Annotated in this window: 11 protein-coding genes and 2 pseudogenes; 7 read left to right on the top strand and 6 right to left on the bottom strand. The window is 61.9% G+C overall.

Annotation, left to right across the window (positions count from 1 at the left end):
• Positions 1 to 62: 62 nt before the first annotated feature.
• Both AC1D1B_RS16240 and AC1D1B_RS16235 read left to right on the top strand, forming a co-directional pair.
• A complete protein-coding gene (locus AC1D1B_RS16240; protein ID WP_477333520.1) occupies positions 63 to 719 on the top strand; it encodes an alpha/beta hydrolase in 657 nt (218 codons plus the stop codon).
• A gap of 135 nt (positions 720 to 854) precedes the next feature.
• Positions 855 to 1,223: pseudogene (locus tag AC1D1B_RS16235) on the top strand (IS1 family transposase); the annotation flags it as partial.
• A 2-nt stretch (positions 1,224 to 1,225) separates the two neighbouring features.
• Here the strand turns inward: AC1D1B_RS16235 and AC1D1B_RS16230 are convergent.
• The 3 genes from AC1D1B_RS16230 to AC1D1B_RS16220 all read right to left on the bottom strand — a co-directional run bounded on the left by AC1D1B_RS16230 (position 1,226) and on the right by AC1D1B_RS16220 (position 3,317).
• A complete protein-coding gene (locus AC1D1B_RS16230) occupies positions 1,226 to 1,414 on the bottom strand; it encodes a hypothetical protein (protein ID WP_477328431.1) in 189 nt (62 codons plus the stop codon).
• Between the two features lie 253 nt (positions 1,415 to 1,667).
• Entirely contained in the window at positions 1,668 to 2,672 is a 1,005-nt protein-coding gene (locus AC1D1B_RS16225) for an inorganic phosphate transporter (protein WP_477333519.1), read from the bottom strand.
• A 3-nt stretch (positions 2,673 to 2,675) separates the two neighbouring features.
• On the bottom strand, positions 2,676 to 3,317 hold the full coding sequence (locus tag AC1D1B_RS16220; protein ID WP_477333518.1) for a DUF47 family protein: 642 nt from the start codon (positions 3,315 to 3,317) through the stop codon (positions 2,676 to 2,678).
• 104 nt (positions 3,318 to 3,421) lie between these two features.
• On the opposite strand from AC1D1B_RS16220, the pseudogene AC1D1B_RS16215 reads away from it, so the two are divergent.
• Positions 3,422 to 3,625, top strand: a pseudogene (locus AC1D1B_RS16215) (hypothetical protein); the annotation flags it as partial.
• Positions 3,626 to 3,640: 15 nt separating this feature from the next.
• On the opposite strand, the gene sthA reads toward AC1D1B_RS16215, so the two are convergent.
• A complete protein-coding gene (gene sthA, locus AC1D1B_RS16210; RefSeq protein ID WP_181060773.1) occupies positions 3,641 to 5,029 on the bottom strand; it encodes a Si-specific NAD(P)(+) transhydrogenase in 1,389 nt (462 codons plus the stop codon).
• A 200-nt stretch (positions 5,030 to 5,229) separates the two neighbouring features.
• Here sthA and AC1D1B_RS16205 point away from each other — a divergent pair, with 200 nt between their 5' ends.
• The 4 genes from AC1D1B_RS16205 (at position 5,230) to AC1D1B_RS16190 (ending at position 8,430) form a co-directional block, all read left to right on the top strand.
• Positions 5,230 to 5,922 carry a methyltransferase family protein gene (locus AC1D1B_RS16205; protein ID WP_477333517.1) on the top strand — a complete coding sequence of 231 codons (693 nt, stop codon included), beginning with the start codon at positions 5,230 to 5,232 and terminating at the stop codon, positions 5,920 to 5,922.
• 105 nt (positions 5,923 to 6,027) lie between these two features.
• Positions 6,028 to 6,498 carry an RDD family protein gene (locus AC1D1B_RS16200; protein WP_477262806.1) on the top strand — a complete coding sequence of 157 codons (471 nt, stop codon included), beginning with the start codon at positions 6,028 to 6,030 and terminating at the stop codon, positions 6,496 to 6,498.
• Between the two features lie 139 nt (positions 6,499 to 6,637).
• On the top strand, positions 6,638 to 7,402 hold the full coding sequence (locus AC1D1B_RS16195) for an arginyltransferase (RefSeq protein WP_192253163.1): 765 nt from the start codon (positions 6,638 to 6,640) through the stop codon (positions 7,400 to 7,402).
• Between the two features lie 131 nt (positions 7,403 to 7,533).
• Positions 7,534 to 8,430 (top strand): DMT family transporter, encoded by an 897-nt coding sequence (locus AC1D1B_RS16190; RefSeq protein ID WP_477333516.1) that lies wholly within the window; start codon positions 7,534 to 7,536, stop codon positions 8,428 to 8,430.
• On the opposite strand, the gene AC1D1B_RS16185 is transcribed toward AC1D1B_RS16190, so the two are convergent.
• Both AC1D1B_RS16185 and parC read right to left on the bottom strand, forming a co-directional pair.
• The gene (locus AC1D1B_RS16185; RefSeq protein WP_477333515.1) at positions 8,418 to 9,632 is read right to left on the bottom strand and encodes an AI-2E family transporter; all 1,215 of its coding nucleotides are present in this window, start codon (positions 9,630 to 9,632) and stop codon (positions 8,418 to 8,420) included. The genes AC1D1B_RS16190 and AC1D1B_RS16185 overlap by 13 nt on opposite strands.
• Positions 9,633 to 10,250: 618 nt before the next feature.
• Complete coding sequence (parC, locus tag AC1D1B_RS16180) at positions 10,251 to 12,503, bottom strand: DNA topoisomerase IV subunit A (RefSeq protein WP_477333514.1); 2,253 nt, start codon at positions 12,501 to 12,503, stop codon at positions 10,251 to 10,253.
• Positions 12,504 to 12,579 lie beyond the last annotated feature (76 nt).

Genomic DNA, 12,579 nt, shown 5'->3' with positions numbered 1-12,579 from the left:
AAATATTCCGTTTTGAAGCCGGCAAATGACCAATATATCCGCGAAATCAAAGAGATATGAGCGTGTCTGAATATAGCGAAAAGAACGCCGGCCTGCACCGGGATCTGGCCTTTCCCTACCGCCTCCTCAAGTCGGAAAACGCTGACGGGGAGTGCCTGTTTTTGCTGCACGGATCAGGTGTCGACGAAACCACGATGCTGCCGATTGCAAGGCAGATCGCCTCCAACGCCACGCTGGTTGCGGTACGGGGTCGCATCCCGCAGGAAGACGGCTTCCGCTGGTTCGAGCGGATCACCCCGACCAGTTTCGAACAGGCAAGCATCCGTGCCGAAACATCAGCCTTTGCCGCCTTCGCAAGCGAGGCCGCAAAACGCCATGGGCTCGACCTCGCCCGCACGACGTTCCTCGGCTATTCCAACGGCGCCAATCTGGTCTCCAGCCTGATGCTGCTCAACCCCGGCCTGGTACGAAAAGCGGCGCTGCTGAGAGCTATGCCGGTGCTTGACGACGCGCCGGCAACCGACCTCACGGGGACGCGGGTTCTGATTATTGCCGGCGCCGCCGACCAGACCTACGGGCCGTTTGCGGCGGCATTGATGACGCTGCTCCACGGACGCGGCGCCGAGGTCGACGCGCGCATCGTGCCTTCAGGCCATGAAATCGGCGCCCCTGACGCGGCAATCGTCCGGCAGTGGCTGGCGGCGCCGGTTGCTACATAGCAAATCGTCACTTGCCGCGTCGTGCCGGCAATCGCGGCCATCCGTCCGAAAGTGTCAGGATAGAGAGCGCTGTCGACGTTCGCGACCGCGCCACGATCTCGGCTAAGGAAGCCGAGAACCCACTGGCCGCTGCCCGCCGGAGCGCGCTATAGCCCGGCCGTCTGCACTGGCGCGACCAAGACCCGTATCGAAGGCAATCCCGATCCTTTGCATGTCAGCACGTCGCACATCGAGCGCGCCAACCTCACCATGCGTATGGCAAACCGCCGCTTCACGCGTCTTGCCGATGCGTTCTCAAAGAAGTTCGAAAACCATGTCCACATGGCCGCCATTTACACAGTCTGGTACAACTTCATTAAGATGCACAAGACGCTGAAAATGACGCCGGCAATGGCCGCTGGCGTATCGCAAACTCTCTGGTCGATGGACGACCTTTGCGAGAAGATGGACGCAGTTGCGCCGAAGTCGGGGAAGCGCGGTTCCTATAAGAAGAAGATCGCCTAGGGCTATCTGCCCTTCACGCCGTCCTTGCCGACTATCGATAGCTTCGGAGCGTAGGCATCTCGGATGATCTGGGCGGCTTCGGCTGTGGTGATGCCGCACTTACGGGCATAGTAGGCGGCTTCCGCTTCAAGCTTGCCGTCTATTGGTTCTGCGATCGCCTGTTTGGCTTTCTGCTTCGCCTTCTTCCCCATGTGTCGAATCATAGCACATTGCGGGACTTAGCTGAATGACCGCTTCGGACAAGGTTAAAATTTCAAACTATGATTCGTGTCGTGGGCAAGAAGGCAAAGCAGAGAATCGAACCGTAGGCAGATCGCGAAATGGCGATCGAAGCCGCCTATTTTGCCCGCAAGTTCGGCCTCACCAAACAGGAAGCGCTCAAACCCTCAGAGAGGCCAGCGCCGTGAAACATCGCCCGTATTCAGATTTCGGCGCCCGCTCCCGTCAGCCGCCAAGGCGCGTAACAAAATAAGTGAGGGCCGAAATGGCGGCCGTCGCCGGCAAGGTGATGATCCAGGCAATGACGATGTTGCCGGCAATGCCCCAGCGCACGGCCGAGACGCGGCGGGCAGCGCCGACGCCGATGATCGCCCCGGTGATCGTGTGGGTGGTCGACACGGGAATGCCAAGCCAGGTGGCCGCGAACAAAGTGATCGCGCCACCTGTCTCGGCGCAGAAACCCTGCATCGGGTTAAGCCGTGTGATTTTCGAGCCCATTGTGTGAACGATGCGCCAGCCACCGAACAGTGTGCCCAGCGCCAGCGCCGACTGACAGGTGAGGACGACCCATAGCGGCACGTAGAAATTGGCGCCGAGCATGCCTTGCGAATAGAGCAGTACGGCGATGATGCCCATGGTTTTCTGGGCGTCGTTGCCGCCGTGCCCGAGCGAATAGAGCGAGGCCGAAAAGAACTGCATGACGCGAAAGGTGCTATCGACGGCGAACGGTGTCTGGCGCACGAACAGCCAGGAAACGGCCAGAATCAGGACCAGCGCCAGAACAAACCCGGTCGCCGGCGACACGACGATTGCGGCGACCGTCTTGCCAAGCCCCGTCCAGACGATGGCGCCGACGCCGGCCTTTGCAATACCCGCGCCAACCAACCCGCCGATCAGCGCATGCGAGCTGCTCGATGGGATACCGGCAATCCAAGTGACAATGTTCCAGACAATGGCACCGACAAGCGCCGAAAAGATCACCGCCGGCGTGACAATGGTGACATCGACTATGCCTTTTCCCACGGTCTCGGCAACATGAAGACCAAAGAACATGAACGCAATGAAATTGAAGAAGGCCGCCCACAACACCGCATATTGCGGCCTCAGCACGCGGGTGGAGACGATGGTGGCGATGGAGTTCGCCGCATCGTGCAGGCCGTTGAGAAAGTCGAAAAACAGCGCGACGGCGACAAGGCCGGCCAGCACGGGAAAGGCGATGGTGGCTTCCATTGCCTAGACGTTCTCGATGACGATGCCGCTGATCTCGTTGGCGACGTCCTCGAAGCGGTCGACCACTTTCTCCAACTGGCCATAGATCTCGCTGCCGATCAGGTAGGCCATCGGATCGCTGCGGCCATGCCGCTTGAACAGGTCCTTCAATCCTTGCTCATGCAGATCGTCGGCGCGGCTTTCGACGCGCATGACTTCTTCCGCGATGGCGTTGAGGCGCACCGTGTGCGTGCCGACTTTGCTGAGTAGCGGGATTGCTTCGGCAACCAGCCTGGAGGCGGCAACGATGACGCCACCCATTTCCTGCATCAGCGGGTCGAATTCCTTCTTTTCAAACAGCTTCACCGTCTTGACGGTCTTGTGCATCATGTCGATGGCATCATCCATCGACTGGATCAGGTCCTTGATGTCGCCGCGATCGAAGGGCGTGATGAAGGAGCGCCGCACAGCCAGCAGGACTTCGGCCGTGATATGATCGGCCTCGTCCTCGAGATCGATGATTTTCTGGCACCAGCGCTCGATGTCCTTGCCCAGCAGAAGCTGCTCCAGCGCCTCGGCGCCACCGACTACGGTACGGGAATGCCGTTCAAACAGATCGAAGAAGCGATCTTCGCGCGGCAGCAGCTTGCGGAACCAGCCCAGCATGTCGACCTCCCGTCGCGCCTCCACGACCCGTCCATTCACATAACGCCCCAGCGAGCCACTGGAAACAGTAAGCCGGCTGAAAGATGTGGATGCGGACGATCGCAGATGCGGCTAGACGGCGAGAGGCGTTGACCAGCCCGAAGCTGCAGGAACTCGCCTGGTCGAAGCACGGCTTCCGCGGACCGTTGGGCACCGTCGCCGCCGGCGCTGACGCGATCGCCGGCGTGCGGCCGGCGGAAATCGAAGCGGTGCTACCGATGCCCTCGGCCGATGTGATGCTGTCGCTGCTCGCCCAGATGGAAGGCTGAGCAGATACCGCCTGCCTACCCCTGCCCCATCCGGTTCCAGGCATCGAGCCCGGCGATCTTGTAGGCTTCGGCCAGCGTCGGATAGTTGAAGGTGTTGTTGACGAAGAAGTCGACCGTGCCGCCAAGATTGATCACCGCCTGGCCGATATGGATCAGCTCGGTGGCGCCTTCGCCGACGATGTGGGCGCCGAGCAGGCGGCGGGTTTCGACCGAGAATAGCAGCTTCAGGAAGCCGGTGTTGACGCCCATGATGTGGCCACGCGAGGTTTCGCGGAACCGCGCCAGGCCAACCTCATAGGCAGCACCGCTTTCGCGCACCTGTTCCTCCGACTGGCCGACGGTGGAGATTTCCGGCACGGCGTAGATGCCATAGGGAAAGGTTTCCGGCGGCGGTGGCAACTGCACGCCGAAGGCATGGCAGGCGGCCACCCTGCCCTGCTCCATCGAGGTCGAGGCAAGGCTGGGGAAACCGATGACATCGCCGGTGGCATAGATGTTGGGCACGCTGGTCTGGAAGGTTTGCGGATCGACCTTGATGCGGCCTCTGGAGTCGGCCTCGATGCCGACCACGTCGAGGCCGAGGCTGCCGAGATTGCCGCTGCGGCCGGCGGCATAAAGCACGATCTCGGAGCGGATGGTGCGGCCATCTGCGAGCGTCACTTCCGCATAGTCGGGCTTGGAGACAATTTCCTTGACCGTGCTGCCGAGACGAATGGTCATGCCGCGGTCGCGCATCTGGTGGATGAAGTCGTCGACGATCTCACGGTCGACGAAATCGAGGATGGTGTTGCGCGGCTCGACCAGCGTCACCGGCACGTCGAGGGCCGAAAAGATGGTGGCATATTCGACGCCGATGACGCCGGCGCCAATCACCGTCAGCGTGCGCGGCAGATGGTCGAGCTCCAGCATCTCGTCACTGTCGAAGACGCGGATCTTGTCGAAAGGCACGTCGCGCGGCCGGTGCGGCCTGGTGCCGACCGCGATCAGCGCATTGGCGAAACCGACCTCCGAATAGTCGCCATTGTCGGCCGTCAGGCTGACCTTGTTGGGGCCAACGAATTTCGCCATGGCGCGCACGCTCTTGACCGCGTTGCGCATGAACTGGTGCTGCAGCACCTCGACCTCGTGGTCGAGCGTCTTGTGCAAGCGCTCAACCAGATCAGCGATGGAGATGTCCTGCTTGACCCGGTAGCCGCGGCCGTAAAAGCCGCGCTCGCGCCAGCCGGAGAGGTTGAGCACCGTTTCGCGCAGCGTCTTGGACGGGATGGTGCCGGTGTGCACGGAGACGCCGCCGAGGCGCCGACCCCTATCGACCACCAGCACCGATTTGCCGAGCTTGGCCGATTGCACGGCGGCGCGGCGGCCGGAAGGGCCGCTGCCGATGACCAGCATGTCGTAATCCATATTTCCCCGTCCCCTCGGCGTCTTGTTGCGCCGCAGCAAGCTAAACTGGGAAGAGTGTCATGTTCAACTGCCCAGACGGCAAACTCGTGCGGTTCGGCCCAACTGTGATGAATCTTCCGGCGTAATGTGAGAAGTGCGCGAGAAAGCTTAACCCGACGGCAACGCTTGCGTGCAATGGTCGCTCTCGAGGGGACCACCAGGTGACTGATTTGACCATTTTCAAGAGTGAGCCGCTGTCTGGCGCGGAAACGGGTCTCTGGTCCAGCCTGCGCAGCCGCGATATCCTCATCGATCTGCGAGAGGGACTGTTCCGTTTCATAGCCCTGGCTGTCGCCGCACTCTTTGTCTATCGGGGCGTGCAGCATCTGTTCGTCGATCCAGCCCGTCTCAACCTGTTGCTGCTGATGATCTCCGACTCGTTGACTTTCATCTGGTTGCTGACGGCGCGGCGACCCTTGGTGCGCGACTGGAACCCCTTAACCGTCTTCATCGCTCTGGCAGCCGGTTTCGGCGCCGGCTTTGTCTCGATGGAGGCCGGCGTTTCCATCATACCGCTCTATATCGCGGCGCCGATCCAGTTCATCGGGCTTTGGATTGTCATCTGGGGCAAGGTTTCGCTTGGCCGCTCCTTCGCCATCCTGCCTGCCAATCGCGGCGTCGTGACCGGCGGCGCCTACCGGTTCGTGCGGCATCCGATCTATGCCGGCTATTTGATCGGACACATTCTATTCCTGCTGTCGAGCTTCTCGATCTACAATTTCACCGTCTATGCCATCATCACGCTTTTCCAGATCCACCGCATCCTGCGGGAGGAAGCTATCCTGGCAAGGACGCAGGAATACCGCGAGTATATGGACAGGGTCCGCTACCGTCTTTTCCGCGGCATCTTCTAGGACTTCAGCCGGACGCCGGAGTGCCCGTTTCTTGAATTCGCCATCGCCCTCACCATTTGAAAGGGCGACGGGCATTCCCATTGGATGCCGTCGCGAGGACATGACATGAACGCGCGCGTACTTGACGGCGAAATCATCACCAGCAGGCTCGACGACGTCAGGGCCTATGACGGTGTGCGCACGCGGCGCATCCTCGCCTTCATCATCGACTATTGCATCGTGGCGCTGCTCACCATTCCGTTCGCGATCCTGGTGGCCGTGCTTGGCCTTCTGACATTCGGTCTTGGCTGGGCGCTGTATTCCATCCTCGTGCCGGCGGTCGCCATTCTCTACATCTGGAACACGCTGGGCGGTCGCAACCAGGCCACTTCAGGCATGAGGATGATGGGCATCCGGCTCGATCGCCTCGACGGCACGCGCATCGACGGACTGACCGCTGTCGTCCATTCGGTACTGTTTTGGGCCAGCACCGTCATCCTGACGCCGCTCATCCTCCTGGTGACGCTGTTTTCCGATCGCAAGCGCACGCTGCACGACCTGCTGCTTGGCACGGTTGTCAGCCGCAGCGACCGTTGAACCGGTGTTCAACCGACCTCAACAGGCATTTGTGCGCAAATGTGAAGGCGTCCATTCAACCCCACCTTCACAATCCTGTTGAATTTTTCGCCAGCCAAGCCAAAGGTAGAGCGATTCGCAGGAGTGTTCCCAAGGTTCGATGACGCAGCATCCAACCCAGTCGCCGCAGTTCTTCCTGACCGCGCCATCGCCGTGCCCGTATCTTGAGGGCCAGTTCGAGCGCAAGGTGTTTACGCATCTGGTCGGCGACAAGGCGCCGGAGATGAACGACCTGTTGACGCAAGGCGGCTTCCGGCGATCGCAGAACATCGCCTACCGGCCTGCCTGCGAGACCTGCCGCGCCTGCGTCTCGGTGCGCATCCTGGCGCAGGAATTCACCGCCAGCCGCAACATGAAGCGGGTGATCCAGCGCAATTCCGATCTCATCGGCGCCATGCACGACGCGCAGCCGTCAACCGAGCAGTATTCGCTGTTCCGCGGCTATCTCGACGCCCGCCACCGCCGCGGCGGCATGTCCGACATGACGGTGCTCGACTACGCCATGATGGTCGAGGACACCCATGTCGACACCAAGGTCATCGAATATCGGCGCCGCGGCCCGGATACTTTCATCACCGGCAAGGGCCAGGGCGAGCTGATCGCGGTGGCGCTGACCGACAAGATGGCCGACGGCCTGTCGATGGTCTATTCCTACTTCAATCCCGAGTTCGAGGACCGTTCGCTCGGCACCTTCATGATCCTCGACCATATCGCTCGCGCCAGGGCCATGGGCCTGCCCCATGTCTATCTCGGCTACTGGGTCAATGGCTCGCGCAAGATGAACTATAAGATGCGCTTCATGCCGCAGGAGCATCTCGGCCCAAAGGGTTGGGAACGCTACGACCACGAAGCGGTCACGCGCTGATTTTTCTTCTTTCCCCAATCCGGGCCTAAACATTTTCAACCGAGACGATGCTGGTCTTTCCGCTGTTGGCGGAGAGTGTGCGATTGCGCCGGCCGGTCATCCTGCCTCTCGTCCATTGCGAAAGCCATTGCATGTCATCTCACAACGCTCACACCAAAGGACTGCTGCTCACCGCGCTTGGCGGCCTGACGCTGACCGTAGACATTCCGCTGATCCGCCTCGCTCATGGCGAAGCCTGGACGATCCTTCTGCTGCGTACCGGCTGCACCTTCGTGGCGGGATTGATCGTATGGGCCGTCTGGCGCTCGTTCAGCAAGAATGCCCCGCAGCTCATACCCGGCTGGTCGGGGCTCGTCGTCGCCACCCTCTACGGGCTCGGCGCCATCGCCTTCATCACCGCCGTCTACAACACCTCGACCGCCAATCTGGTTTTCATCCTGGCCTTCTCCACCATGTTTTCGGCGCTGCTGTCGTGGCTGTTCCTGAAAGAGCGGCCGCGGCCGCTGACGCTTGCGGCCATGGCGCTGATGATCGTCGGCATCGCCATCATCGTCGGCGATTCCGTCGGCACCGGGTATCTGTTCGGCGACGTGATGGCGCTGTGTTCGGCCTTGGCGATCGCCTGCGCCATCACCGTCTCGCGCGCCAGTGGCAAGGATATGGGGTTCACCGCGCTGACCGGCGTCCTGCTGCCTTTCGGGCTGGCGGCGATCATGGTCTCCAAGACCGGTTTTCAGGTGGAGGCGCCATGGTGGATCATTTTCAACGGCGCCGTCATCATGCCGTTCGCCTTCTTCTGCCTCGCCAACGGGCCGAAATACATTTCAGGCCCGGAAGTGGCGATGTTCTATCTCCTGGAAACGGTGCTGGCGCCGGTCTGGGTGTGGATGATCTTTGCCGAGACGCCGTCGCGCAACAGCCTGATCGGCGGCGTGATCCTGATCGTCACGCTGGTGGCGCATTCGCTATGGCAGTTGCAGGAGGGGCGCAAACGGCGGGCAGCGCTTGCCGTCGCCTACCCGGCCTGACTTTTCTTCGCTGGGCCGGCGACAATCTCGATCTGTGGCGGCCCGCCTTCGATCTCGGCGACGGCATCGGGAACGGGGTCTTCGGCCAGTTCCACCTCGCGCAGCCATTCGCGCCAGATCGCCACCAAGAGCGCCATCAGCACGGGGCCGATGAACAGGCCGAGAAAGCCCATCGTCTTGACGCCGCCGATCAGGCCGAAAAAGGTCGGCAGGAAAGGCAGCTTGATCGGTCCACCGACCAGTTTCGGGCGCAAGGTTTTGTCGACGATGAACAGTTCCACCGCGCCCCAGATGAACAGCGCCAGCCCCGCCATCGGCGAACCGCTGGCGGCGAGGTAGATCGACACCAGCGTGAACGACAGCGGCGCGCCGCCGGGGATCAGCGCCATCACGCCGGTGAGCGCGCCAAGCGTCACCGGTGACGGTACGCCGGCCAGCCAGTAGGCGATGCCCAGCACCAGCCCCTCGCCGATGGCGATCACGGTCATGCCGGTGACGGTCGAGGAAATGGTTGCCGGCACGACGCGCGAAATCCGCTCCCAGCGTGTCGGCAGGATGCGTTCGCCGAGGCGGTCGATCTGGCCGGCAAAATGTTCGCCGTCGCGGTAGGCGAAGAACAGCGCGATCATCATGAACAGCAGCGTCAGCAACAGGCCGAAGGCGCTGCCGCCGGCCGCCAGTACACCGCGATAGATGCTGCCGATATTGGCGCCGCTGACCAGCTGGATCAGTTCGCCAATGCCGCCGGGATGGCCGAAATTGTCCGCCCACTGTTCGTTCAACCACTCGCCGACGACAGGCAGCGTCGTGATCCACTGCGGTGTGACCGCGCCGTGCCGGTTAGTCTCGATCGCCCAGCCGACCCATTCGCGGACTTCGTTGATGGCATAGGTGCCGGCGAGCGCGATCGGCACCACCAGGAAGGTGAGGATGAACAGGATGGCGAGCGTCGCGGCGATGGTGCGATTGCCGCCGACGCCGGCAAGCAGCCGGCGGTAGAGCGGCCAGCTGGCAAAGGCGATGACGAGCGCTGCCAGCACCGGAAACAGGAAACCGTGGAAGAAATAGACACCGGCGGCAACGATCAGCACCAGGAGCCAGCGCGCCGCCGACAGCGGCGGAATGACGGCGGCTCTCAGCGGCGTCGACAGGCCGAACAGGCGCTGCTGACGTTCCGGCTTCTGAATCTTAGCTTCCTTCAAACGCCCATCTCTCCCCGGCCTACCCAGCGTTTATGCACTGTTATAGTGCCGCAATCGTGACGATAGTCCAAATGGTGATGGAGCGCCTTCCCTTCTCCCCTTGTGGGAGAAGGTGGATCGGCGCGCAGCGCCGAGACGGATGAGGGGTGCTGGAAGAAATGAGACGTTGGTAGTGTGTCAGTTTGAATTGCGGCGGTCGCCGACCCGTGGCAAGTTTATTGGATGTATATCGAAACCGCCTATGCGCGACGAGAGGCTCTATCCGACGTGGACCTAGAGCGACTTCACGCGGCCCTCGTTGACGAAACAGAGCGGTATCGCTTCGCAATCAGAAACTATCCTGCTGATCGTATGGAGAAACACGGCACCCCGTTCCTCGCGAAGCTAGAGGCGCGTGTCGCTGACGTCGAGCAGCTATTGAAACAGCGCCGAAGCTCTTAGGGGCGCTTCTTGTAAGGCTTGCGCTTGCCTGGCTTTGGTGCAACGGCGTCCATCCTCTCGCAAACTGAGCACTACTGAGGCGTTGGTTTGGTGTCCCGGGTGCGCCAAGCTGGAACACCCTCATCCGACCGAGCTTCGCTCGGCCACCTTCTCCCACAAGGGGAGAAGGAAGAGGCGCTACCCAAATTTCCCCGTCCGCGGGAATCCCTTCGGCACCATCCGCCCGGCCGAGGCCCTGGCGCCGATCCACTCTGCCAGTTCCTCGCGCGACCTAGTGAAGGTACGGTCGGCCGAATCCTGCCAGGACAGCCCGCTCGCCAGCGTGAAGGGTTTCAGGTCGAGCAGACCGCCATCCTTGTATTTCTGCAGGCGAACACCCTTGCCGCGGCCCATTTCGGGGATTTCGGACAGCCCAAACACCAGCATCTTGCGGTTCTCGCCGACAATGGCGACGTGATCGCCTGAAAGCGGCACGCAGGTCTTGGCCTCATCGGGCGCCTTGACGTTCATCACCTGCTTGCCCTTGCGGGTGTTGGCGACGACCTCCTCCTCCGGCACGATGAAGCCGTTGGCGTCGTAGGAAACCAGTAGCAGCTTGCGTTTCGGGTCATGAACGAAAGCAGTGACGATGTCCTGGTCGTTGTCCATGTCGACAATGATGCGGATCGGTTCGCCATGGCCACGGCCGCCCGGCAGCCGGTCGGCGCCGATGGTGTAGAACTTGCCGCCGGTGGTGAAGACCAGAATCTTGTCGGTGGTCTGGGCATGGAAGGCAAGCTTGAGGCTGTCGCCTTCCTTGAAGGTCAGCGTGGAATGGTCGGCCAGATGGCCTTTCATGGCCCGCAGCCAGCCCTTTTCCGAGACCACCACGGTGACCGGCTCGCGCTCGATCATGGCGTGGGCAATGTCGGTCAAATCATGCTCGGGTGCGTCGGCGAACTGGGTGCGGCGCTTGCCGAGTTCGGTCTCCGGCCCGAACTTGTCGCGGATGCTGGCGACTTCCGACTTGATCGTCGACCATTGCTTGGCATTCGACGCCAGCAGCGCCTCGATCTGCTTCTTCTCGGTGGTGAGGCCGTCGAATTCCTTGCGGATCTCGAACTCTTCCAGCTTGCGCAGAGCGCGCAGCCGCATGTTGAGGATGGCTTCGGCCTGGGTGTCGGTGAGCGACCAGCGGGCCATCATCACCTGCTTGGGCTCGTCCTCCTCACGGATGATCCTGATAACCTCGTCGATGTTGAGATAGGCGATCAGGTAGCCGGCGAGGATCTCGAGGCGCCTTTCGATCTCGCCCAGGCGATGCTTCGAGCGGCGGATCAGCACGTCGCGCCGATGCTCCAGCCATTCCTGCAGCACGCCTTTCAGCGACAGGACGTTTGGCACCTTGCCGCGCGACAGCACGTTCATGTTGAGCGGGAATCGGCTTTCGAGCTCGGTCAGCTTGAACAGCGATTCCATCAGGATGCCGGGATCGACCGAACGGCTCTTCGGCACCAGTACGACGCGGATGTCCTCGGCGCTTTCGTCCCTGATATCTTCGAGCAACGGCAGTTTGCGCGCGATCAAAAGCTCAGCGATCTTCTCGATCAACCGCGCCTTCTGCACGCCGTACGGGATTTCGGTGACGACGATGCTCCAGGTGCCCCTGCCCTGGTCTTCCTGGCCCCATTTGGCTCGGACGCGGAAACCGCCGCGGCCCGTCTCGTAAGCTTCGAGGATCGAGGCGCGGCTGTCGACGATGATGCCGCCGGTCGGGAAATCCGGCCCCTGGACGAAGTCCATCAGCTTCGCCACCGGCGCGCTTGGATCCTCGATCAGGTGAAGCGCTGCGTCACAAAGCTCGGCGGCATTGTGCGGCGGGATCGAGGTCGCCATGCCGACCGCAATGCCGGACGAGCCGTTGGCAAGCAGGTTCGGGAAGGCGCCGGGCAGCACGACCGGCTCCTCGTCTTCCTCATTGTAGGTCGGACGATAGTCGACCGCGTCCTCGGTGATGCCGGAAAGCAGTTCCGTCGCCACATCGGTCATGCGCGCTTCGGTGTAGCGCATGGCGGCGGCGTTATCGCCGTCGATATTGCCGAAGTTGCCCTGCCCGTCGACCAGGGGGTAGCGCATGGAAAAGTCCTGCGCCAGGCGCACCAGCGCGTCATAGATCGACTGGTCGCCATGCGGGTGGAATTTGCCCATCACCTCGCCGACGATACGGGCGCATTTGGCAAAGCCCTGGTCGGGGTTGAGCCGAAGCAGCCGCATGGCATGCATGATGCGGCGATGCACGGGCTTCAGCCCGTCGCGCACATCCGGCAGCGCCCGGTGCATGATGGTCGACAGCGCGTATGCCAGATAGCGCTCTTCGAGCGCCTTCTTCAGATCGACCGGTTCGATGTGGTCACCGCCGCCATCTTCAGGCGGCAAAAGCCTTTTTCCCATGCGGGTGGACTAGCCGAGCGGGTGATTCGCGGCAAGGCGGGGCTGCGGAAATCCGCAATTTGCAGCCTCTGGGCTG

The organism is Mesorhizobium sp. P2_C5_2 (assembly GCF_056404535.1).
The sequence above is the reverse complement of the archived record's forward strand: the minus strand, read 5'-3'. Positions and strand labels throughout refer to the sequence as shown.

What these genes read in the sequence shown, in the direction of transcription:
- AC1D1B_RS16230 (WP_477328431.1), bottom strand. Translation starts at nt 1,414, where the DNA reads ATGGGGAAGAAGGCGAAGCAGAAAGCCAAACAGGCGATCGCAGAACCA.
- AC1D1B_RS16225 (WP_477333519.1), bottom strand. Translation starts at nt 2,672, where the DNA reads ATGGAAGCCACCATCGCCTTTCCCGTGCTGGCCGGCCTTGTCGCCGTC.
- AC1D1B_RS16220 (WP_477333518.1), bottom strand. Translation starts at nt 3,317, where the DNA reads ATGCTGGGCTGGTTCCGCAAGCTGCTGCCGCGCGAAGATCGCTTCTTC.
- sthA (WP_181060773.1), bottom strand. Translation starts at nt 5,029, where the DNA reads ATGGATTACGACATGCTGGTCATCGGCAGCGGCCCTTCCGGCCGCCGC.
- AC1D1B_RS16200 (WP_477262806.1), top strand. Translation starts at nt 6,028, where the DNA reads ATGAACGCGCGCGTACTTGACGGCGAAATCATCACCAGCAGGCTCGAC.
- AC1D1B_RS16195 (WP_192253163.1), top strand. Translation starts at nt 6,638, where the DNA reads ATGACGCAGCATCCAACCCAGTCGCCGCAGTTCTTCCTGACCGCGCCA.
- AC1D1B_RS16190 (WP_477333516.1), top strand. Translation starts at nt 7,534, where the DNA reads ATGTCATCTCACAACGCTCACACCAAAGGACTGCTGCTCACCGCGCTT.
- parC (WP_477333514.1), bottom strand. Translation starts at nt 12,503, where the DNA reads ATGGGAAAAAGGCTTTTGCCGCCTGAAGATGGCGGCGGTGACCACATC.